This is a genomic window from Streptomyces mashuensis (genome assembly GCF_014654785.1).
Taxonomy (GTDB): Bacteria; Actinomycetota; Actinomycetes; order Streptomycetales; family Streptomycetaceae; genus Streptomyces; species Streptomyces mashuensis.
Window position 1 is genome coordinate 480542 of the sequence record NZ_BNBD01000002.1, and the last position, 21500, is coordinate 502041.

General features: G+C 72.3%; 22 protein-coding genes. 9 read left to right on the forward strand and 13 right to left on the reverse strand.

All coding sequences use genetic code 11. The annotated features are described in order from the left end of the window. Window positions 1–338: 338 nt before the first annotated feature. The gene (dusB, locus tag IE305_RS07420) at window positions 339–1469 is read right to left on the reverse strand and encodes a tRNA dihydrouridine synthase DusB (RefSeq protein WP_190128626.1); all 1131 of its coding nucleotides are present in this window, start codon (window positions 1467–1469) and stop codon (window positions 339–341) included. A 95-nt stretch (window positions 1470–1564) separates the two neighbouring features. Continuing rightward, entirely contained in the window at window positions 1565–2473 is a 909-nt protein-coding gene (locus IE305_RS07425; protein WP_190128627.1) for a helix-turn-helix transcriptional regulator, read from the reverse strand. Between the two features lie 110 nt (window positions 2474–2583). On the opposite strand from IE305_RS07425, the gene IE305_RS07430 reads away from it, so the two are divergent. The 3 genes from IE305_RS07430 (at window position 2584) to IE305_RS07440 (ending at window position 5788) form a co-directional block, all read left to right on the forward strand. Then, window positions 2584–4035, forward strand: coding sequence for an MFS transporter (locus tag IE305_RS07430; protein ID WP_190128628.1), 1452 nt, complete (start codon window positions 2584–2586; stop codon window positions 4033–4035). A gap of 96 nt (window positions 4036–4131) precedes the next feature. After that, window positions 4132–5136: an aldo/keto reductase gene (locus tag IE305_RS07435; RefSeq protein WP_190128629.1), complete on the forward strand. Its 1005-nt coding sequence runs from the start codon at window positions 4132–4134 to the stop codon at window positions 5134–5136. Between the two features lie 70 nt (window positions 5137–5206). Further along, on the forward strand, window positions 5207–5788 hold the full coding sequence (locus IE305_RS07440) for a TetR/AcrR family transcriptional regulator (protein WP_190128630.1): 582 nt from the start codon (window positions 5207–5209) through the stop codon (window positions 5786–5788). 123 nt (window positions 5789–5911) lie between these two features. Here the strand turns inward: IE305_RS07440 and IE305_RS07445 are convergent, their stop codons facing one another. After that, window positions 5912–7294: a glycine--tRNA ligase gene (locus IE305_RS07445; protein WP_190128631.1), complete on the reverse strand. Its 1383-nt coding sequence runs from the start codon at window positions 7292–7294 to the stop codon at window positions 5912–5914. A gap of 164 nt (window positions 7295–7458) precedes the next feature. On the opposite strand from IE305_RS07445, the gene IE305_RS07450 reads away from it, so the two are divergent. From IE305_RS07450 to IE305_RS07465, 4 genes are all read left to right on the forward strand, one after another. Continuing rightward, window positions 7459–8445, forward strand: a complete 987-nt coding sequence (locus tag IE305_RS07450; RefSeq protein ID WP_190128632.1) for a metal ABC transporter substrate-binding protein — start codon at window positions 7459–7461, stop codon at window positions 8443–8445. Between the two features lie 38 nt (window positions 8446–8483). After that, window positions 8484–9251, forward strand: coding sequence for a metal ABC transporter ATP-binding protein (locus tag IE305_RS07455; protein WP_190128633.1), 768 nt, complete (start codon window positions 8484–8486; stop codon window positions 9249–9251). Next, window positions 9251–10141, forward strand: coding sequence for a metal ABC transporter permease (locus tag IE305_RS07460; protein ID WP_190128634.1), 891 nt, complete (start codon window positions 9251–9253; stop codon window positions 10139–10141). Before IE305_RS07455 ends, IE305_RS07460 begins: the two co-directional genes overlap by 1 nt. Before the next feature lie 70 nt (window positions 10142–10211). Continuing rightward, window positions 10212–10622: a Fur family transcriptional regulator gene (locus IE305_RS07465; RefSeq protein ID WP_190128635.1), complete on the forward strand. Its 411-nt coding sequence runs from the start codon at window positions 10212–10214 to the stop codon at window positions 10620–10622. A gap of 60 nt (window positions 10623–10682) precedes the next feature. Here the strand turns inward: IE305_RS07465 and IE305_RS07470 are convergent, their stop codons facing one another. The 4 genes from IE305_RS07470 to leuA form a co-directional block, all read right to left on the reverse strand. Then, entirely contained in the window at window positions 10683–11510 is an 828-nt protein-coding gene (locus tag IE305_RS07470; protein ID WP_190128636.1) for an isoprenyl transferase, read from the reverse strand. A 27-nt stretch (window positions 11511–11537) separates the two neighbouring features. Continuing rightward, complete coding sequence (gene recO, locus IE305_RS07475; protein ID WP_190128637.1) at window positions 11538–12284, reverse strand: DNA repair protein RecO; 747 nt, start codon at window positions 12282–12284, stop codon at window positions 11538–11540. 54 nt (window positions 12285–12338) lie between these two features. Then, the gene (locus IE305_RS07480; protein ID WP_190128982.1) at window positions 12339–13040 is read right to left on the reverse strand and encodes a tellurite resistance TerB family protein; all 702 of its coding nucleotides are present in this window, start codon (window positions 13038–13040) and stop codon (window positions 12339–12341) included. Window positions 13041–13240: 200 nt separating this feature from the next. Next, window positions 13241–15010, reverse strand: coding sequence for a 2-isopropylmalate synthase (gene leuA / locus IE305_RS07485; protein ID WP_190128638.1), 1770 nt, complete (start codon window positions 15008–15010; stop codon window positions 13241–13243). A gap of 297 nt (window positions 15011–15307) precedes the next feature. Here leuA and IE305_RS07490 point away from each other — a divergent pair, with 297 nt between their 5' ends. Together IE305_RS07490 and IE305_RS07495 are read left to right on the forward strand one after the other, a co-directional pair. Beyond that, window positions 15308–16405 (forward strand): M4 family metallopeptidase, encoded by a 1098-nt coding sequence (locus IE305_RS07490; RefSeq protein ID WP_190128639.1) that lies wholly within the window; start codon window positions 15308–15310, stop codon window positions 16403–16405. 37 nt (window positions 16406–16442) lie between these two features. Continuing rightward, window positions 16443–16712, forward strand: coding sequence for a protealysin inhibitor emfourin (locus IE305_RS07495; protein WP_190128640.1), 270 nt, complete (start codon window positions 16443–16445; stop codon window positions 16710–16712). Window positions 16713–16835: 123 nt separating this feature from the next. On the opposite strand, the gene era is transcribed toward IE305_RS07495, so the two are convergent. The 6 genes from era to ybeY form a co-directional block, all read right to left on the reverse strand. Next, window positions 16836–17777 carry a GTPase Era gene (era, locus tag IE305_RS07500; protein WP_190128641.1) on the reverse strand — a complete coding sequence of 314 codons (942 nt, stop codon included), beginning with the start codon at window positions 17775–17777 and terminating at the stop codon, window positions 16836–16838. Window positions 17778–17835: 58 nt separating this feature from the next. Continuing rightward, a complete protein-coding gene (locus IE305_RS07505; protein ID WP_190128642.1) occupies window positions 17836–18189 on the reverse strand; it encodes a cytidine deaminase-like protein in 354 nt (117 codons plus the stop codon). Window positions 18190–18205: 16 nt separating this feature from the next. Continuing rightward, window positions 18206–19138 carry a helix-turn-helix transcriptional regulator gene (locus tag IE305_RS07510; protein ID WP_190128643.1) on the reverse strand — a complete coding sequence of 311 codons (933 nt, stop codon included), beginning with the start codon at window positions 19136–19138 and terminating at the stop codon, window positions 18206–18208. Between the two features lie 32 nt (window positions 19139–19170). Next, the gene (locus IE305_RS07515; RefSeq protein ID WP_190128644.1) at window positions 19171–19623 is read right to left on the reverse strand and encodes a DoxX family membrane protein; all 453 of its coding nucleotides are present in this window, start codon (window positions 19621–19623) and stop codon (window positions 19171–19173) included. Window positions 19624–19688: 65 nt separating this feature from the next. Then, the gene (locus IE305_RS07520) at window positions 19689–20996 is read right to left on the reverse strand and encodes a hemolysin family protein (protein ID WP_190128645.1); all 1308 of its coding nucleotides are present in this window, start codon (window positions 20994–20996) and stop codon (window positions 19689–19691) included. Then, entirely contained in the window at window positions 20993–21490 is a 498-nt protein-coding gene (gene ybeY, locus IE305_RS07525; RefSeq protein ID WP_190128646.1) for an rRNA maturation RNase YbeY, read from the reverse strand. The genes IE305_RS07520 and ybeY overlap by 4 nt, the downstream gene beginning before the upstream one ends. Window positions 21491–21500: the final 10 nt, after the last annotated feature.

A 21500-nucleotide genomic window follows, 5' to 3' on the forward strand; every position in this document is an offset into this window, starting at 1 on the left:
AAGGCTTCTGAGGAGCTCTACTCCGCCAACCTGGGGGCGCGAACGCCGTTCCACCAGCAGATCGAAAGTTGAGCGCTCATATGAGCCCCTCACCCACCTCCTTCACTTCTTGAATACAAGATGACCGAAGGTCGTCGCACCCTTACACGCTGCCGAAAGAATCGTCCGTCCGCCATCGGAGGATGAACGCAGAAGGGGTGGCACGCAGTGCCACCCCTTGGAGAGGTGCAAGCCCTCGACGGCCGCTCATCTGAGCACACCCCCTATCAGGCGTGGCGAGAATCACTCGCCGTTCAGCCGCCGTTCGGGTGCCGTGGAGCCTGCGGAAAGCCTCCGGCTCACCCGCCCGAGGTGTCCAATTCAGCCTCTTCGCCCACGATTGCGCAGTCGTACGGGTCGTTCAGCCAGCCGTCCGGGAGCACCACCTTGTTGCGCCCGGAGGTCCGGCCGCGGGGCCCGTCGGCGTGCGCGGGCCAGGGCTGGTCCAAGTCCAGTTCGCTCAGAAGAGCGCCCAGCTCCTCCAGGGACGAGGCCACCGCGAGCTTCTTCCGGAGCTCGGAGCCGACCGAGAAGCCCTTGGTGTACCAGGCCACGTGCTTGCGGAAGTCGATGACGCCGCGCGCCTCGTCCTCCAGCCACTCCCCCAGCAGCTGTGCGTGGCGCAGCATCACGCGGGCCACCTCGCGGAGGGTGGGCTGCGCGTACGTACCGTCGCCGCCCTCCTCGAAGGCGGCGACCAGGTCGCCGAAGAGCCAGGGCCGGCCCAGGCAGCCGCGGCCGACGACCACGCCGTCGCAGCCGGTCTCGCGCATCATCCGCACCGCGTCCGCCGCGGACCAGATGTCGCCGTTGCCCAGCACCGGGATCTCCGGCACGGCCTCCTTCAGCCGGGCGATGGCCTCCCAGTCGGCGGTGCCGCCGTAGTGCTGGGCGGCGGTGCGGCCGTGCAGGGCGATCGCGGTGACGCCCTCCTCGACGGCGATGCGCCCGGCGTCCAGGTAGGTGAGGTGGTCGTCGTCGATGCCCTTGCGCATCTTCATGGTCACCGGCAGGGCACCGGCGTTCCCCACGGCCTGGCGCAGGATCGAGCGCAGCAGGTTCCGCTTGTAGGGCAGGGCGGAGCCGCCGCCCTTGCGGGTCACCTTGGGGACGGGGCAGCCGAAGTTGAGGTCGATGTGGTCGGCGAGATCCTCGTCGACGATCATCCGCACGGCCTTGCCCACGGTCACCGGGTCGACGCCGTACAGCTGGATCGAGCGCGGCTTCTCGGAGCCGTCGAAGTGGATCAGCCGCATGGTCTTGGCGTCCCGCTCGACCAGCGCACGGGTGGTGATCATCTCGCTGACGAACAGTCCCTTGCCGCCGGAGAACTCACGGCAGAGCGTGCGGAAGGGCGCGTTGGTGATGCCCGCCATCGGGGCCAGGACCACCGGCGGCTGCACGGAGTGGGGACCGATCTGGAGCGTCATGGAGGAGCTGCCTCGCGTCGGGGAGTGGGGCGGTCGGGGGTGGGGGCCGCCGCGGGGGCGGACCCTCCATTGTCCCTCATACGGCGGAGGTCTCCTCATACGGCAGGGGCGGCCGCGGCCTCCTGGGGCGCCCCCTGTGCCAGGGCCCAGGCGTGCAGGCGGTGCAGGCGCTCGCGGGTGTCCTGGTCGGCGGGGGTGAAGGTGACCAGGCGGGCGCCGGGGGCGGGGCCGGTCCACAGGCTGTTGTGCGTGAGGTTCAGCCGGCCGGCCACGGGGTGCTGGAGGATCGCGTCCTTCCGGTCGTCGACGGGGACCACCTCGTGCCGCGCCCAGATCTCGGCGAACTCCGGCGACGCGTCCAGCAGCCGCTTGAGCAGGCACTTCCAGGCCGGCTCGGCGATGTGCTCGGCCATCGAGGCCCGGAACTTGGCGACCAGGGCGCGCCGGGCCTCGGCGCCGTTGAGGTGGCCGGCCCGCCACTCGGCGTTGGTGAAGTGGAGCCAGAGGCAGTTGCGGTCCTCGGGCGGGAGCGCGTCGAGGTCGACCATCAGGCGCCCGTAGGTGCGGTTGTGGGCGAGGATGTCGTACCGGGCGTTGTGCACACAGGCGGGCAGGGGCTCCAGCTGCGCCAGCATCTCGCGCAGCCCCGCCGTGACGCAGGAGCTGTCCGAGCCGGGGCGGGGGTCGGCCGTGCCCGCGAGGGCGAAGAGGTGGGCGCGTTCGCCGCGGTCCAGCAGGAGCGCCCGCGCGACGGCGTCGAGGACCTGCGCCGACACCTGGATGTCGCGGGCCTGCTCCAGCCACGTGTACCAGGTGACCCCGACCGCGGCGAGCTGGGCGACCTCCTCGCGGCGCAGCCCGGGGGTACGGCGCCGGGGGCCCCGGGGCAGGCCGGCCTGCTCGGGGGTGATGCGCTCGCGGCGGGAGCGGAGGAAGACGGCCAGTTCACGGCGGCGTACCGCATCCGCCGTACCGGCCGCTACTGCGGCGGTCTCGATTGCCATCGCGGTCGTGACCCCCAGGGTGCGGGACGTCGCAGCCTGGTGCCAGGTAGCGCTGGTACCAGGATAAGAGGCATCTGGTACCAGGCTGCGGGGTCCGCCATCGTCGGACCGTGACTGAGACACCCTCCATATCCGGCCGGGCGCCGGCCCCGTCCTCCCTCCCCTCCCCCACCTCTGCTGCCCCGGCCGCGGGCCCCGTGCTGAGTGCGCTGGGCCTGACGACCCTGCTGACCGGGGCGGCCCTGCCGTTCCTCGACTTCTTCGTCGTCAACGTCGCGCTGCCGACCATCGGCCGTGACCTCGACGCCGGCCCGGCCCTGCTGGAGATGGTGGTCGGCGGGTACGGCGTGGCGTACGCGGTGCTGCTGGTGCTCGGCGGGCGACTGGGCGACATGGTGGGCCGGCGGCGGCTGTTCCTGTGGGGGACGGCGGCGTTCGGTGTGACGTCGGTGGCGTGCGGGCTGGCCCCGGACGCCTGGACGCTGGTGCTGGCGCGCGTGGCCCAGGGCGCGGCGTCGGCGCTGATGCTGCCGCAGGTGCTGGCGACGATCCAGGCGACGACCGAGGGCCCGCAGCGCGCTCGGGCACTCAGCCTGTACAGCGGTACGGCCGGGGTGTCGAGCGCGGTGGGGCAGGTGCTCGGCGGCGTCCTGGTGTCCGTGGACGTGGCGGGCACGGGCTGGCGGTCGATCTTCCTGATCAACGCGCCGGTGGCGGTGGCGGCGCTGGTGCTGGCGGTGCGCTGTCTGCCGGAGACGCGGTCGGACCGGCCGACGCGGGTGGACGGGCCGGGCACGGTGCTGCTGTCGCTGTCGCTGATCTCCCTGCTGGTGCCGCTGACCGAGGGCCGGGCGGCGGGCTGGCCGGTGTGGGCGTGGCTGCTGCTGGCCGTGTTCCCGGTGGCCACGGTGGCGTTCGTACGGGTGGAACGCGCCGGGGAGCGGGCGGGCCGGACGCCGCTGGTGCCGCCGTCGCTGCTGCGGCTGCGCGGGGTGCGCCGGGGCCTGGCGGTGCTGGTGCCGTTCTCGCTGGGCTGGGGCGGCTTCATGTTCGTCCTGGCGGTGGCGCTCCAGGAGGGGCTGCGGCTGGGGCCGATGGCGGCGGGCCTGGCGCTGGTGCCGATGTGCGCGACGTTCTTCGCGGGGTCGCTGGCCGGTCCGCGGCTGGTGTCCCGGTTCGGGCACCGGCGCGTGGTGGTCGCGGGCGCGGTGGTGCAGGGCGTGGGGCTGGCCGGGGTGCTGACGATGTTCTGGGCCGGCTGGAAGGGGCTGGGCCCGCTGGGCCTGGCGCCGGGCCTGGCCGTGCAGGGCCTGGGCAACGGCCTGCTGATGCCGCAGACGATCCGGCTGGTGCTGGCGGACGTGCCGGTGGCCCAGGCGGGTGTGGGGACGGGCGTGATGGTGACGACGCAGCAGGCGTGCATGGCGCTGGGCGTGGCCACGCTCGGCTCGCTGTTCCTGTCGCTGGCGCCGGCGGCGGGGATGCGGGAGGCGCTGGCGGTGACGCTCGGGGTGCAGCTGGTGGCGTCGGTGGTGACGGTGGCGCTGACGCGGCGACTCTGACCATGGAATGACAGATATTGAAATCTGTCATTCCATGTGCGACTCTTCTGGGGCGGGCACAACCGTGCCCGGACCCGTCCCCTCCAGGAGTTCCCCGTGCTGCACCGCATCCTCGGCACCACCGGCCCCCAGGTCTCCGCCCTCGGCCTCGGCTGCATGGGCATGTCCGCCCTCTACGGCGACGCCGACCGCGCGGAGTCGGTCGCCACGATCCACGCCGCCCTCGACGCGGGCGTCACCTTGCTCGACACCGGCGACTTCTACGGCATGGGCCACAACGAGATGCTCATCGGCGAGGCCCTGCGCACCGCGCCGGCCGCCCACCGCGAGAAGGCCCTGACCAGCGTGAAGTTCGGCGCCCTGCGCGACCCGGACGGCAACTGGTCCGGCTACGACGGCCGGCCCGCCGCCGTGAAGAACTTCGCCGCGTACTCGCTCCAGCGGCTGGGCGTCGACCACATCGACGTCTACCGGATCGCCCGCGTCGACCCGGACGTGCCCATCGAGGAGACCGTCGGCGCGATCGCCGAGCTCGTCGAGGCCGGCCACGTCCGCCACATCGGCCTGTCCGAGGTGGGCGCCGACACGATCCGGCGGGCGGCGGCCGTCGCCCCCGTCACGGACGTGCAGATCGAGTACTCGCTGATCTCCCGCGGCATCGAGGACCGCATCCTCCCGGCCTGCCGGGAGCTGGGCATCGGCGTCACCGCGTACGGCGTGCTGTCCCGCGGCCTGATCAGCGGCCACTTCACGCGGGACCGGCAGCTGGCCGCGAACGACTTCCGCGGCCACAGCCCCCGCTTCCAGGGCGAGAACCTCCAGCGCAACCTGGACCTGGTCGACGCCCTGCGCAAGGTCGCCGACGAGCGCGGCGCGACGGTCGCGCAGACCGCCATCGCCTGGGTCCTCTCGCGCGGCGAGGACATCGTGCCGCTGGTCGGCGCGCGCCGCCGCGACCGGCTGGCCGAGGCGCTCGGCGCGCTGGACGTCACCCTCGGCGCGGCCGACCTCGCCGCGATCGAGGAGGCGGTGCCGGCGGGCGCCGCGGCCGGCGACCGCTACCCGGCCGAGCAGATGGCACACCTCGACAGCGAGCACTGAGCCGACCGGGTACGGTCCGTACTGGGCGTCACCCACACGGCGCCCCCGACCCGAAAGGCCCGCCCCGCCGATGCCCGCCGAGACCCTGACCCCCGAGCGCATCCTCGAAGCGACCGAGGAGGTGCTGCGCCGCTACGGCCCCGCGAAGGCGACGGTCGTCGACGTGGCCCGCGCGCTCGGCGTCAGCCACGGCAGCGTCTACCGCCACTTCGGCAGCAAGGCCGCACTGCGCGAAGCGGTGACGGACCGCTGGCTCGACCAGTCGCACGCGGAGCTCTCCGCGGTCGCCGCCACGGAGGGCCCGGCGGGCCCCCGCCTCCACGCCTGGCTCGCGGCCCTCTTCGCGTCGAAGCGCCGCAAGGCGGGCGACGACCCCGAGCTGTTCGCCACGTACATGGTCCTGGCCGGCGAGAACAGCACGACGGTGGACCGCCACGTGGAAACGATGATCGGCCAGCTGTCCGGCATCGTGACGGAGGGCGTCGACCGCGGCGAGTTCGCCCCGTGCGACGCGCCGTCGACGGCACGCGCGATCTGGGACGCGACGGGCCGCTTCCACGACCCGGGGTACGCGGCGGAGTGGTCGACGCCGGGCATCGACGCGGCGTTCGAGGCGGTGTGCGAGCTGGTACTGCGCGGGTTGAGGCCCTAGGGCCACGGCTTGTGACCCGGAACAGGCCGACGAGGCACTGCCGGTGGGCCACCACGCACCTGAAACGCCGAGGCCCCCGGCTCCCGCTGAGCGGGGGCCGGGGGCCTCGGGTACGGACAGGCGTCAGCAGCCCACCAGGCGGGACGCCAGGTAGCCCTCGATCTGGTCGAGGGAGACGCGCTCCTGCTTCATCGTGTCGCGCTCGCGCACCGTCACCGCGTTGTCCTCGAGCGTGTCGAAGTCCACCGTGACGCAGAACGGCGTGCCGATCTCGTCCTGGCGGCGGTAGCGGCGGCCGATCGCACCGGCGTCGTCGAACTCGATGTTCCAGTTCTGCCGCAGCGCCTGGGCCAGGCCCTTCGCCTTCGGGGACAGCTCCGGGTTGCGGGAGAGCGGGAGGACCGCGACCTTCACCGGGGCCAGGCGGTGGTCGAGGCGCAGCACCGTGCGCTTCTCCAGCTTGCCCTTGGCGTTCGGGGCCTCGTCCTCGACGTAGGCGTCGAGGAGGAAGGCGAGCATCGTGCGGCCGACGCCGGCCGCGGGCTCGATGACGTAGGGGGTCCAGCGCTCGCCGGCCTCCTGGTCGAAGTACGACAGGTCCTGGCCGGAGGCCTTGGAGTGGGCGCCGAGGTCGTAGTCGGTGCGGTTGGCGACGCCCTCGAGCTCGCCCCACTCGTTGCCGCCGAACTGGAAGCGGTACTCGATGTCAGCGGTGCGCTTGGAGTAGTGGGAGAGCTTCTCCTTGGGGTGCTCGTACCACCGCATGTTCTCCTCGCGGAGGCCCAGGCCGGTGTACCAGTTCCAGCGCTGCTCCATCCAGTATTCCTGCCACTGCTCGTCCTCGCCCGGCTTGACGAAGAACTCCATCTCCATCTGCTCGAACTCGCGGGTGCGGAAGATGAAGTTGCCGGGCGTGATCTCGTTGCGGAAGGACTTGCCCATCTGGGCGATGCCGAACGGCGGCTTCTTCCGGGAGGTCTGCTGGACCTGGGCGAAGTTGGTGAAGATGCCCTGGGCGGTCTCGGGGCGCAGGTAGGCGACCGAGCCGGTGTCCTGGGTGGGGCCGAGGTGCGTGGAGAGCAGGCCGGAGAACTGCTTGGGCTCGGTGAACTGGCCCTTGTTGCCGCAGTTGGGGCAGTTGACGTCGGCCAGGCCGTTCTCGGGGAGGCGGCCGTGCTTGGCCTCGTACGCCTCTTCCAGGTGGTCGGCGCGGAAGCGCTTGTGGCAGGAGGTGCACTCGGTCAGCGGGTCGGTGAAGGTGGCCACGTGACCGGACGCGACCCACACCTCGGAGGCCAGGATCACCGACGAGTCGATGCCGACGACGTCCTCGCGGGAGGTGACCATGTAGCGCCACCACTGGCGCTTGATGTTCTCCTTGAGCTCGACGCCGAGCGGCCCGTAATCCCAGGCGGCGCGCTGGCCGCCGTAGATCTCACTGCACGGATAGACGAAGCCACGGCGCTTGCTCAGGCTGACGATGGTGTCGATCTTGTCGGCGGCCACGGTGCTCTCTTCATTGCGACGACGAACAGCGAATGATTCAGGTTACCGGCGCTCCACCCCCTCTCATCAAATCGGCTCTGGCCTTGGCTTGACCCGGCCCTCGCGCGAGGGGCGGCACGGCCTGTTGTTGACAATCGTTTCCACTTTTGTTGAAAATGAGTGTCATGAACGTACGAGCGAACCGCACCCGCCGCCGAATACCCACCGTCGCCGTCCTCCTTGTGACGGCGCTCGGCGCGGCCACGCTCTCCGCCTGCTCGGCCGTCGGCTCCGACGGCCGGACGAAGGACGGAAAGCTGCAGGTCATCGCGTCGTTCTACCCGATGGAGTTCCTGGCGCAGCAGATCGGCGGCGAGCACGTCGCCGTGACGGGGCTGACCAAGCCCGGCACCGAGCCGCACGACCTGGAGCTCACCCCGAAGCAGACCGGCTCCCTCGCGGACGCGGGCGCGATCGTCTACCTCAAGGGCCTCCAGCCCGCCGTCGACGAGGCCGTCGAGCAGTCCGGAAACAAGCACGTCGCCGACGCCGCGTCCTTCACGCACCTGGAGCGGCACGGCACCGAGGTCGACGGCCACGACGAACACGGCCACGACCACGGCGCGGAGAGCAGCGACGAGCACGGCAACGGCCGCGACCCCCACATCTGGCTCGACCCCGTCCGGTACGCGCAGGCCGCCAAGGGCGTCTCCAAGGTCCTCGCCGGCGCCGACCCGGAGCACCGCGCCGACTACGAGAAGAACACCGCCGCGCTGGTGAAGAAGCTCGACGCGCTGAACGCAAAGTTCGCCGCGGGCCTGAAGAACCGGGCCTCCGACACCTTCGTCACCACGCACGCCGCCTTCGGCTACCTCGCCGAGCGCTACGGCCTCGAGCAGGAGGCCATCGCCGGCCTCGACCCCGAGGCCGAGCCCACCGCGGCCCGGATGAAGGACCTCCAGAAGATCGCCCGCGAGCACCACGTCGGCACGGTCTTCTACGAGACCATCGCCAGCCCCCGCACGGCCCGGACCCTGGCCGAGGACCTCCACCTGAGGACGGACGTGCTGGACCCGCTGGAGGGCATCGGCGAGCAGTCCCGCGGCCACGACTACTTCGAGGTCATGGAGTCCAACCTCACCGCCCTCCAGAAGGCGCTGGGAACCAAGTGAACCGCCGAGCCAACCCCCACGAGCACCAGGAGGCAGTCATGGAGCAGCCCGTCATAGCGGTGCGCGGGGCCACGGCCTCGCTGGGGTCGCGCCCCGTCCTGCGCGGCATCGACCTGACCGTGGGCCGCGGCGAGGTCGTGGCCCTGCTCGGCGCCAACGGCTCGGGCAAGTCCACCGCCGTCCGCGCCATCGTCGGCCAGGTGCCGCTCACCGGCGGCGAGCTGGAGCTGTTCGGCACGCCGCGGCGCCGCTTCCGCGACTGGAAGCGCGTCGGCTACGTGCCGCAGCGCACCACGGCCGCCGGCGGCGTGCCCGCCACCGTGCGCGAGGTCGTGCTCTCCGGCCGGCTGGCCCGGACGAAGCTGGGCCCGGCCCGCCGGGCCGACCGCGAGGCCGTGGTGCGCGCCCTGGAGCTGGTGGGCATGGCCGACCGCGCGGGCGACCCGGTGGCCGCCCTCTCCGGCGGCCAGCACCAGCGGGTGCTGATCGCCCGCGCGCTGGCCGGCGAACCGGAGTTGCTGATCATGGACGAGCCCATGGCGGGCGTCGACCTGGCCAGCCAGGAAGTGCTGGCGGAGGCGCTGCGCGACCAGGTGGAGCGCGGCGCCAGCGTGCTGCTGGTGCTGCACGAGCTGGGCCCGCTGGAGCCGCTCATCGACCGGGCCGTGGTGCTGCGCGACGGCTGTGTGGTCCACGACGGCGCCCCGCCGCGCGCCGTGGGCCAGCACGCGCTGCCCGGCCACGACCACGTACACCCGCACGCCGACCCGGCGGCGGAACCGATCCGGACGGGACTGCTGAGCTGATGGAGATCCTCGAACTCGCCTTCATGCAGCGGGCGCTGCTGGCCGCCCTCCTGGTCGGCATCACCGCGCCCGCCATCGGCATCTACCTCGTCCAGCGCCGCCAGGCGCTGATGGGCGACGGCATCGGCCACGTCGCGCTGACCGGCGTCGGCCTCGGCTTCCTGCTCAACGCCAGCCCGATCTGGGTGGCCACCGTCGTGTGCGTGCTCGGCGCGGTCGTGATGGAGCTGATCCGCTCCTACGGGCGCACCCGCGGCGACATCGCGCTCGCGCTGCTGTTCTACGGCGGCATGGCCGGCGGCGTGATGCTGACGAGCCTGTCCGACCGAGGCTCCTCGGCCTCCCTGTCCACCTACCTCTTCGGGTCGATCACCACGGTCTCGCGCGAGGACATCCTGGCGATCTGCGTGCTGGCCGCGTTCGTGATCGTCACCACGGTCGGCCTGCGCCGGCAGCTGTTCGCCATCTGCCAGGACGAGGAGTTCGCCCGCGTCACCGGGCTGCCCGTGCGGCTGCTGAACCTGCTGATCGCCGTCACCGCCGCGGTGACCGTCACCGTCGCCATGCGCGTGGTGGGCCTGCTGCTGGTCAGTGCCCTCATGGTGATCCCCGTCGCCGCCTCGCAGCAGATCACCCGCAGCTTCGCCACGACGTTCGCCGCCTCGGTGGGCATCGGGGTGCTCGTCACCGTCTCCGGCACCACCGCCTCGTACTACGTCGACGTGCCCTCCGGCGCCACGATCGTGCTCATGGCCATCGGCCTGTTCGTCGTCCTCACCGCGCTGGCCACGCCCCTGGCCCGGCGCCGCGCGGGCCGGGCCGCCGCACAGGAACAGTGCACCCTCGACGGCAAGGGGCGTTCAACCGCGACCGACGACGTACGGGTCTGAGGCGCGCGCCTGGCACAATTGACGCCGGTACACGTGAGACAGGTGTTCAGGCGAGCTTGAGGAGGCAACTGTGGCGACCGCCGGTCCCCCGGTACGCGGCCGGGCCACCAAGCAGCGCGCCGCCGTGGCGGCGGCGCTCGACGAGGTGGACGAGTTCCGCAGCGCTCAGGAGCTCCACGATCTGCTCAAGCACCGCGGTGCGTCGGTCGGTCTGACGACCGTCTACCGCACCCTCCAGTCGCTCGCCGACGCCGGCGAGGTGGACGTGCTGCGCACCAGCGAGGGCGAGGCCGTCTACCGCCGCTGCTCCAGCGGGCACCACCACCACCTGGTCTGCCGGGTCTGCGGCAAGGCCGTGGAGGTCGAGGGCCCGGCCGTGGAGAAGTGGGCCGACGCGATCGCCGCCGAGCACGGCTTCGTGGACGTCGCCCACACCGTGGAGATCTTCGGCACGTGCGGGGAGTGCGCCGCCAAGCGCTGACCCGGACGTGCGGGAAGGGCCCGGCAGTGGCTGCCGGGCCCTTCCTTCATGCGGAGGGCGTCACGCCCCGCCCTCCGCGAGCAGTTCCTCGTTCGGGGTGGCCCCGCCGAAGCGGCGGTCGCGCCGCGCGTACTCCAGGCAGGCCCGCCACAGGTCACGGCGGTCGAAGTCGGGCCACAGCACGTCCTGGAAGACCATCTCGGCGTACGCGCTCTGCCAGATGAGGTAGTTGGACGTGCGCTGCTCGCCGGACGGGCGCAGGAACAGGTCCACGTCGGGCATGTCCGGGTAGTACAGGTACTTGGCGAAGGTCTTCTCGTTGACCTTCGACGGGTCCAGCCGCCCGGCGCGCACGTCGGCGGCCAGCGCCTGCGCGGCGTCGGCGATCTCGGCCCGGCCGCCGTAGTTCATGCAGAAGTACAGCGTCAGCCGGTCGTTGTCCTTGGTCTGCTCCTGGGCCACCTGGAGCTCCTTGGCCACCGACTTCCACAGCTTCGGCATGCGGCCCACCCAGCGCACCCGGATGCCCAGCGCGTCCAGCTGGTCGCGGGTCTTGCGGATGAAGTCCCGGTTGAAGTTCATCAGGAAGCGCACCTCGTCCGGGGAGCGCCGCCAGTTCTCGGTGGAGAACGCGTACAGGGAGATGGCCTCGACGCCCATCTCGATGGCGCCCTGGAGCACGTCGAGCACCCGCTCGGCGCCCACCTTGTGGCCCTCGGTGCGCGGCAGGCCGCGCTCCTTGGCCCAGCGGCCGTTGCCGTCCATGACGATCGCCACGTGCCCGGGCACCAGCTCACCGGGGATCTTCGGCGGCCGCGCACCCGACGGGTGCGGCTCGGGGGTGCGGTACTCGCGTCGGGAACGGCCCAGAATCCCGCGTCGTGCCATGGGTGCCACTTCTCCTTGATCCCCGTTTCAGTTCTCGACGTACCGGAGCGAACGGAGGCCCCGCTCCAGGTGCCACTGCAGATAGGCCGCCACGAGCCCGCTGCCCTCGCGCACGTACCGCGCCTCGCAGGCGGTCGCCGTCGCCCAGTCCCCGGTCAGCAGCGCGCTCAGCAGCGCGATGGCCTCCGAGGAGGGTACGACGCTGCCCGGCACCCGGCACTCCCCGCACACCACGCCGCCGGCCGCCACCGAGAAGAACCGGTTCGGACCGGGCATTCCGCAGCGGGCGCAGTCCCCGAAGCTGGGGGCGTAGCCGTTGACGGCGAGGGAGCGCAGCAGGAAGGCGTCCAGGACCAGGTGCGGGGGGTACTGGCCGGAGGCGAGGGTGCGCAGTCCGCCGACGAGCAGCAGGTACTGCTGCACGGCCGGCTCGCCCTCGTGGTCGGCGAACCGCTCGGCGGTCTCCAGCATCGCCGTGCCGGCGGTGTACCGGCCGTAGTCGGTGACGATGGCGCCGCCGTACGGGGCGATGGTCTCGCTCTGGGTGCACAGCGGCAGGCTGCGCCCCACGAGCTCGCTGCCGCGGGCGAAGAACTGCACGTCGACGTGGGAGAACGGCTCCAGGCGGGCGCCGAACTTCGACTTGGTGCGCCGCACTCCGCGGGCGACGGCCCGCACCCGGCCGTGGCCACGGGTCAGCAGGGTGATGATCCGGTCCGCTTCGCCCAGCTTCTGGGTGCGCAGCACGATGCCGTCGTCGCGGAAGAGGGTCATGGCACCCATTGTCCCGCACGCCCACGGGTGCCCCGGCTGCACCGGGCCGGGGTGCTACGAGGGGGTGCGGGCCTCGGACAGCAGCCGGTCCGTGTCCTCCGGGCACAGCAGCAGGGCGCGGCCCACCGTCGCCAGCACCTCCCGCTCCGCCGGCCGGTACGGCCCGTCCGCCAGTGCGATCCGCGCGCCCTGGAGCAGGATCTGCTCCCGGCCCGCCGGGGCGAGGTGCGGGGCCAGCGGCTCCAGCGCCTCGTGCAGTTCGATGGCCAGCGCCGTGCCGCAGGGGTCGAAGCCCTCGCGGGGCGGGGCGGCGTACCGGCCGGTGTCGGCGGCCAGTGCCTCGATCAGCGTGACCAGCTGTTCCTCGCTGCAGTCGGCGAAGCCCGCGGCCCGCACCGCGCCGACCGCGGCCCGGCGCACCGTACGGGCCTGGGTGCCGCCCGCGGCGAGCACCGCCAGGGCGACGGTGTGCACCGCGTCGCGCAGCATCGCGGAGAAGCGGGTGGTCGTGGGGTGGTCCAGCACGTCCACGCCGTAGTGCGACCGGCAGGCCGTGCACTCCACCACCGGCCCGACCGGGCCGCGCGGCAGCAGCGGCACGCCCAGCACGACGAGGCGACGGCGGCCCGTGCGGCGGTGGTAGTTGCGGTCACCACCGCAGCCGGGGCAGAAGAACTCCCCGTCCCCGACGGTGCGCCACACGGTGCGTACGCCCACCACACACCGGTCGGAGCTGTGTCGGCCTTGCGCGTGCATCACGGCGGCACCTCCATAACGCCACGGCCCGGTCGCCGCGTTGACGTGATGTTAGCCACATCGTTGATGTGGCGTCAGTACCCCGTGCGCACCCGGTGCGCCCGGGGTCACGCCGCGTGGCCGGGTCCACCGGAAGCGGTGCTTTCCCGGGCGCCGGGTTGACGGGCGGGCCGCCGGGCCACGGGCCCGGCGGCTCCTCGTCAGTCGCGGTACGCGCGGTTCACCGCCGACACGACGGCCTTGATGGACGCGCGCGTTGTATTGGCGTCGATGCCGATGCCCCACAGCACCTTGCCGTCGATCACGCACTCGATGTACGAGGCGGCCTGCGCGGAGGCGCCCTCGCTCATGGTGTGCTCGGTGTAGTCCAGCAGCCGCGCGTCCACGCCCACCGAGGCCAGGGCGTCGAAGAAGGCCGAGATGGGGCCGTTGCCGACACCCGTCAGCACCGTGTCCTGCCCGTCCAGGACGGCCTCGACCGTCAGCGCGTCGCGGCCCTCGCGCGTGGTGGAGGTGTGCGTGCCGCGCAGGGCGATGCGGCCCCAGGGGTTGGCGGCGGTGGGCAGGTACTCGTCCTGGAACACCGACCAGATCTCCTGCGGGGTGACCTCGCCGCCCTCGGCGTCGGTCTTCGCCTGGATGATCTTCGAGAACTCGATCTGCATCCGGCGCGGCAGGTCCAGCTTGTGCTCGTGCTTCAGCACGTACGCGACGCCGCCCTTGCCCGACTGCGAGTTGACGCGGATCACGGCCTCGTAGGAGCGGCCCACGTCCTTCGGGTCGATGGGCAGGTAGGGAACCTCCCACACGACGTCCGCCACGCCCGTGCCGGCGTCCGCGGCCGTCTGCTCCAGCGCCTCGAAGCCCTTCTTGATGGCGTCCTGGTGGGAGCCGGAGAAGGCGGTGTAGACCAGGTCGCCCGCGTAGGGGTGGCGCGGGTGGACCTCCATCTGCGTGCAGTACTCGACGGTGCGCCGCACCTCGTCGATGTCGGAGAAGTCGATCTGCGGGTCGACGCCCTGGGAGAAGAGGTTCATGCCCAGGGTGACCAGGTCGACGTTGCCGGTGCGCTCGCCCTGCCCGAACAGGCAGCCCTCGACCCGGTCGGCACCGGCCATCACGGCCAGCTCGGCGGCGGCGACGGCCGTGCCGCGGTCGTTGTGCGGGTGCGCCGACAGGCACACGAACTCACGGCGCGAGAGGTTCCGCGACATCCATTCGAAGCGGTCGGCGTGTGTGGAGGGCGTGGAGCGCTCGACCGTGGCCGGCAGGTTGAGGATGATCTCGCGGCCCGCCTCGGGCTGCCAGACGTCCATCACGCCCTCGCAGACCTCCAGCGCGAAGTCCAGTTCGGTGTCGGTGAAGATCTCCGGGCTGTACTGGTAGCCGAAGACCGTCTCGTCGCCCAGGGTCTTCTCGGCGTACTCCATCACCAGCCGCGTGCCGTCCACGGCGATCTGCTTCACCTGCTCCCGCGAGCCGCGGAAGACCACGCGCCGGAACACCGGGGCGGTGGCGTTGTAGAGGTGCACGGTGGCCCGGTGGGCGCCGCGCAGCGACTCCACCGTGCGCTCGATCAGCTCCTCGCGGGCCTGGGTGAGGACGGAGATCGTCACGTCCTCCGGGATCGCGCCCTCCTCGATGATCGACCGCACGAACTGGAAGTCGGTGGCGCCGGAGGAGGGGAAACCGACCTCGATCTCCTTGTAGCCCATGCGCACCAGCAGGTCGAACATCTCCCGCTTGCGGGCCGGCGACATGGGGTCGATCAGCGCCTGGTTGCCGTCGCGCAGATCGGTGGACAGCCAGCGCGGGGCCTTGGTGATGCGCTGCTCCGGCCACGTGCGGCCGGGCAGGTCGACGGCGTCGTACGGGCGGTAGCGGTGGACCGGCATCCCCGAGGGGCGCTGGGTGACGGTCGCGTTGGTCAGGGGCGTGGGGCGGCCTACGGACACGGGATTCACGGACATCGGGCGAAGGCTCCTGAGGGGATCCGCGGGGACGGCCGACAGGGCTGCCGGGACTGCTGCCGGCAAACACCGCACTCCGCGGGGAGGGGGTCGGCCCGTGGCTACAGACCCTCGCCGCGGCAGCTAAGAAGAAGCAGCACGTCACGCATGGTGTACAGCACACTAACCGAGGCGTGCGGAAAACGGCGGGGCGTTTCAGCATGCGGGACGCGCAAGGATTCGGAGGACGACCACTCGATTTCGTCAATCGTCGCGACGACCGGTGACAAGCCGCACGGCCGGTGCCACATTTCCGCCATGAACCCCACCGAGGAGAGCACCACCGGCACCCCGCACGTCCCGGACCCCCACGTCCTCTGCACGATCGTCCCGCCGCACCTGCTCGACCGGCTGGCCCAGCACGAGGAGCCCCGCTTCCACGAGCCGGCCCGCCGCACCCTGGAGCACGACGGGGCGCTGCGCACCCGCCGCCGCGTCACCACGCTGCGCCCGGCCGCCATGGCCACGGGCCGCGGCACGCCCGCGGACACGCCGAACCGCACCGTCTACGACGCCCGGCACGTCGAGCACGTGCCCGGTACCAAGGTGCACAGCGAGGGCGACGCGCCCTCGCAGGACGCCACCGTGAACCGCGCCCACGCCGGGCTGGGCGCCACGTTCGACCTCTACTTCAAGGTGTACGGCCGGCGCTCGATCGACGACTCCGGGCTGCCGCTGAACGCCACCGTCCACTACGGCCAGGGCTACTGCAACGCCTTCTGGGACGGCGAGCGGATGGTCTTCGGCGACGGCGACAACGACCTGTTCCTCGACTTCACGCTGCCCGTCGACGTCATCGGGCACGAGCTCACCCACGGCGTCGTCCAGTACACCGCCAACCTGGAGTACTACGGGCAGCCCGGCGCGCTCAACGAGTCGCTCGCCGACGTCTTCGGCTCGCTGATCAAGCAGTACGCGCTGGGGCAGACCGCCGCCGAGGCCGACTGGCTGATCGGCGACGAACTGCTCGGCCCGCACGTCACCGGCACGGCGCTGCGCTCCATGAAGGCCCCGGGCACCGCGTACGACGACGACGTGCTCGGCAAGGACCCGCAGCCGGCGAGCATGGACGACTACGTGCGCACCAGCCGCGACAACGGCGGCGTGCACATCAACTCCGGCATCCCCAACCACGCCTTCTACCTCGTGGCCACGGCCCTGGGCGGGCACGCGTGGGAACGGGCCGGCAAGATCTGGTACGCCACGCTCACCGGCGGGCAGCTGGCCTCCGACGCGTCGTTCGCGGACTTCGCCCGGCTGACCGCCGCCACCGCCCGCACGCTGTACGGCGAGGGCGACGAGGTGCGGGCCGTGCTCAAGGCGTGGGGCCAGGTGGGGGTGACCGGAGCGGCGTGAACCGCTGGAACGGCCCGTACGGGGTAGGCATGACGACATGCGTATCGTCATCATCCGTACGGGCGGTTTCGCCGGGATCGAGCGCCGGGCCGAGCTGGACACCTGCGGCCGGCCCGACGCCACGCACCTAGAGGCGCTGGCCCACAAGGCCCTCGCGCCGGGCCGCGAGCCCCTGCACCCACGCGGGGTGCCCGACGGCTTCCACTACGAGATCACGGTGGACGGCCGCTCGGTGCACCTCGCCGACCCGCACCTCACACCGGAACAGCGGGAGCTGATCCGGACGGTACTGAAGGAGGGGGCGTAGGGCGATCTGCCCTAGAAGCCCAGCTTCCGCAGCTGCTTCGGGACCACTCTGTCTGCCACCCTCGCGGGCGCTTCGCTGGCTTCGGGCGGCTGCGCCGGCCTCCGGCCGGCGGTTCCGGCCGGCCTAGAAGCCCAGCTTGCGCAGCTGCTTCGGGTCCCGCTGCCAGTCCTTCGCGACCTTCACATGCAGGTCCAGGTAGACCGGCGTGCCCAGCAGCGCCTCGATGTGCTTGCGGGACTTCATGCCGACCTCCTTCAGGCGCGCGCCCTTGGGGCCGATGATGATGCCCTTCTGGCTGGGGCGCTCGATGTAGACGTTGGCGTGGATGTCCAGCAGCGGCTTGTCCGCGGGGCGGTCCTCGCGGGGGAGCATCTCCTCCACCACGACGGCGATGGAGTGCGGCAGTTCGTCCCGCACGCCCTCCAGCGCCGCCTCGCGGATCAGCTCGGCGACCATGACCTGCTCGGGCTCGTCCGTGAGGTCGCCCTCGGGGTACAGCGGCGGGCTCTCCGGCAGCATCGGCGCGATCAGGTCCGCCAGCAGGGCGACCTGCTTGTCGCCGACGGCCGAGACCGGGACGATCTCCGCCCACTGGATGCCCAGCTCCTCGCCCAGCTGCTGGATGGCGATCAGCTGCTCGGCGAGGGTCTTGGAGTCGACCAGGTCGGTCTTGGTGACGATGGCGATCTTGGGGGTCTTCTTGATGCCCGCCAGCTCACCGGCGATGAACCGGTCGCCGGGGCCGATCTTCTGGTCGGCGGGCAGGCAGAAGCCGATCACGTCGACCTCGGCCCACGTGGTGCGGACCACGTCGTTGAGCCGCTCGCCCAGCAGGGTGCGCGGCTTGTGCAGACCCGGGGTGTCGACCAGGACGAGCTGGGCGTCGGGGCGGTGCACGATGCCGCGCACGGTGTGGCGGGTGGTCTGCGGCCGGTTGGAGGTGATGGCGACCTTCGTCCCCACCAGTGCGTTGGTCAGGGTCGACTTGCCCGCGTTGGGGCGGCCGACGAAGCACGCGAAGCCCGCGCGGTGAGGGGCCTGGGAGGCGGAGGAGGCACTGTCCATGCCCCACATTGTCCCCGATCCGCCGCGCGCGGCGGACCAGCGGCTCCGCAGCCCTTGATCAGCCGGCGGTGAGGGCCCCGCGTACGGTGCCGTCCGGCCCGGCGAGCAGCACCGGCGTGCCGGGGCCGCCCAGGTCGCGTACGGCGGCGCGGTCCTCGTCCGGCACGGCGCCGGCCTCGGAGACCACCGCCGCGGCCTCCAGCGACCGCGCGCCGCTGGACGCCGCCATCGCCACGGCGGCGCGCAGCGCGCTCAGCCGCAGCGACTCCAGCTCCACGGTCCCGGCAACGTACGTACGGCCCGTCTCGTCCCGTACGGCCGCGCCCTCGGCGACGCCGTTGCGGGCCCGGGTGGTGCGGGCCAGGGTGATGAGCTTGCGGTCCTCGGGGTCCGTCACGTCCGTCTCCGTCATGCGAGGAGCATAACGATCAGCTCGCGGCCGAGGAGACCGCCGAGGAGACCGTCCCCATCGCCGCCCGGCGGCCCTCCGGGGAGGTCAGCCACGCCACCTTCTCGGCCGTGCCCGTGCCGGCGACGGGGTTGTGCAGCACGATCGTCAGGTCCGGCCGGGACGGGACGCGCAGCGGTGTGCTCTCCAGGTACAGCCGGCCGGCGACGGGATGGTCGATCTCCTTCACCAGCTGCCCGCCGGCCTGCACGTCGCCGCGCGCCCACATCTCGGCGAACTCCGGGCTCTTTTCGGAGAGTTCGCCGACGATCTGCTGGAAGCCCTCGTCCTCGCAGTGGTCCGTGCAGGCGGCCCGGTACTGCGCCACGACCCGGCGGGCGTTCGCCTCCCAGTTGCCGGCGCGGGCACGGTAGACGGGGTCGGTGAAGAAGTCGATGAGGCAGTTCTGCCGCAGGCTCGGGCGGAACGCCAGCACCAGGCGCGCCGCGTCGTTGTAGGCGATGTTGTTCCAGTAGGCGTCCATGATGTGCGCCGGGTGCGGCATCCATGCGTCGATGAGCCGGTGCAGGCCGTCGCTCAGCTCCCCCGGCTCGTCCACCGGGCGCGGCAGCGGCGGGTTGAGCCCGGCCAGCACGTACAGGTGGCGGCGTTCCTCGCCGCTGAGCCGCAGCACGCGGGCGACCGCGTCGAGGACCTGCGGCGAGACGGTGATGTCGCGGCCCTGCTCCAGCCACTGGTACCAGCTGGCGCCGACGCCCGCGAGAACGGCGACCTCCTCGCGGCGCAGCCCCGGCGTGCGGCGGCGCGGCCCTCCGTCGGGCAGCCCGGCCTCGGCCGGGCTGACCCGCGCCCTGCGGCTCATCAGGAACTCGCGCAGCTCCTGGCGCCGGTGTGACTTCGTCGCGGCGGTCAACGGCTTCCCCCTCGTCGCTGATGGTGCGGCCACCACCATAAGCGCCGGCCTGGCCGCCCTCGGCCCCGCCGTCAGCCCCGCCGGAGCCGCCGCAGCCGCCACGGGCAGCAGCCGTGCCGGCGGGGCGCCGTCGCGGTGACCAGGAGGCCGCCCAGCACCGCGAGGTTGCCGTAGAAGGCCACCCGGTGCTGGGCGCGGCGGGCGGGGTCGGTCTCCTTCCAGAACGCGTGCCCGGCCAGTGTGGTGGGGACCAGGCTCGCCGCCAGCGCCAGGGCGGAGGCGCGGGGCAGGACGCCCGCGCCCAGGAGCGTGCCCGCCCCCAGGTGCAGGGCGCCGTTGAGCCGTACGAGGGCCGCCGCGTCGCGCGGCAGGACCGGTACCCACTCGGCGATGGCCAGCGCCACGGGCGCGGCCGTCGGCGCGACGGTCTCGGGGCGGGCGACGGTCTGGACGCCGCTGGTGACGAACGGCGCGGCCAGCAGGGGCCGCGCCATCGCCCGCACCACGTTTGCGAAAGCTGCCATTCCGCAGGATTTCCCCCGGAAGGGGACGGGGAATCCGTCCCGCACCCGCATTCCCCCGGGAGGGCTCAGCCGGGGGTGGCCGCTTCGCGCACCGGCTCCACCAGCACCGTGACGATCTTGTTCCGGCGGCCCGCCGCCGCCTCCGCCGTCAGGCGCAGCGCCGTCAGGGCCGGGTCCGTGCCGCGCTCGGCGAGCGGCACCACCGCCGTCGCCCCGGCGATCGGCACCCGGCCCAGGGACTTCGCCAGCATGCCGCCGACCGTCTCGACGTCCTCGTCGTCCAGGTCCTCCAGGCCGTACAGCTGGCCGAGGTCGCCCAGGTCCAGCCGGGCGGTCACCCGGAAGCGGCCCTCACCCAGCTCCTCCACGGGCGGCAGCTCCCGGTCGTACTCGTCGGTGATCTCCCCGACGATCTCCTCCAGGATGTCCTCGATCGTGACGATGCCGGCCGTGCCGCCGTACTCGTCGATCACGACCGCGCAGTGGTTGCGCTGCTGCTGCATCTCGCGCAGCAGGTCGCCCGCGTTCTTCGTGTCGGGCACGAACACCGCCGGCCGCATCGCCGTGGAGACCAGCTCCGACTCCGCGTCCCGGCTGATGTGCGTCCGGCGCACCAGGTCCTTCAGGTAGACCACGCCCACGATGTCGTCCTCGCTCTCCCCCGTCACGGGGATGCGCGAGAAGCCGGAGCGCAGGGCGAGCGTCAGTGCCTGCCGGATCGTCTTGCCGCGCTCGATGACCACGAGGTCCGTGCGCGGCACCATCACCTCGCGCACGAGGGTGTCGCCCAGCTCGAAGACCGAGTGCACCATGCGGCGCTCCTCGTCCTCGATCAGCGACTCCTTCTCGGCGAGGTCGACCATGGCCCGCAGCTCCGCCTCCGAGGCGAAGGGCCCCATGCGGAAGCCCTTGCCGGGCGTGAGGGCGTTGCCCAGGAGGATCAGCAGCCGCGGCACCGGGCCCATGATCCGGGCCAGCGGCAGCAGCACGTACGCGGCGGCCGTGGCCGTGCCCAGCGGGTGCTGGCGGCCGATGGTGCGCGGCGAGACGCCCACGGCCACGTACGAGACGAGGACCATCACGGCGACGGCCACCGTCAGCGCCTGCCACGTCCGCGCGAACTCCTCCAGGCAGACGTACGTGACGAAGACGCCGGCCGCCATCTCGCAGGCGACCCGGACCAGCAGCGCCACGTTCAGGTACCGCGTGGGGTCGGTGGCCACGGCCAGCAGCTTCGCGCTGCCGCGCCGCCCGAGCCGGGCGGCCTCCTCGGCCCGGAACCGGGTGGTCCGGGCGAGGCCGGCCTCGGCACAGGCGGCCAGCCACGCGACGACGAGCAGCAGGACCGCGGCGGCGATCAGCCGGCCGGTCACGTCAGCGTGGGCGCCGGGGAGGGACCTGTGAGGCCGCGCTCGGCCCGCCAGCCGTCGACGATCGCCGCCTGGAGGCCGAACATCTCGGCCTTCTCGTCGGGCTCCTCGTGGTCGTAGCCGAGGAGGTGCAGCACGCCGTGGACGGTGAGCAGCTGGAGCTCCTCGTCCATGGAGTGCCGGGTCGGCGCCTCCTCGCCCTGCTTCTTCGCCACCTCGGGGCAGAGGACGATGTCGCCGAGGAGGCCCTGCGGCGGCTCGTCGTCGTCCTTGGCCGGCGGGCGCAGCTCGTCCATGGGGAAGGACATCACGTCCGTGGGACCGGGCAGGTCCATCCACTGGATGTGCAGCTGCTCCATGGCGTCGGCGTCGACAACGATGACCGAGAGTTCGGAGAGCGGGTGGATGCGCATCCGGGCCAGGGCGTAGCGGGCGACGTCGAGAATCGCCTGCTCGTCGATGTCCGTACCGGATTCGTTGTTGACGTCGATTGCCATCGTGTACCGG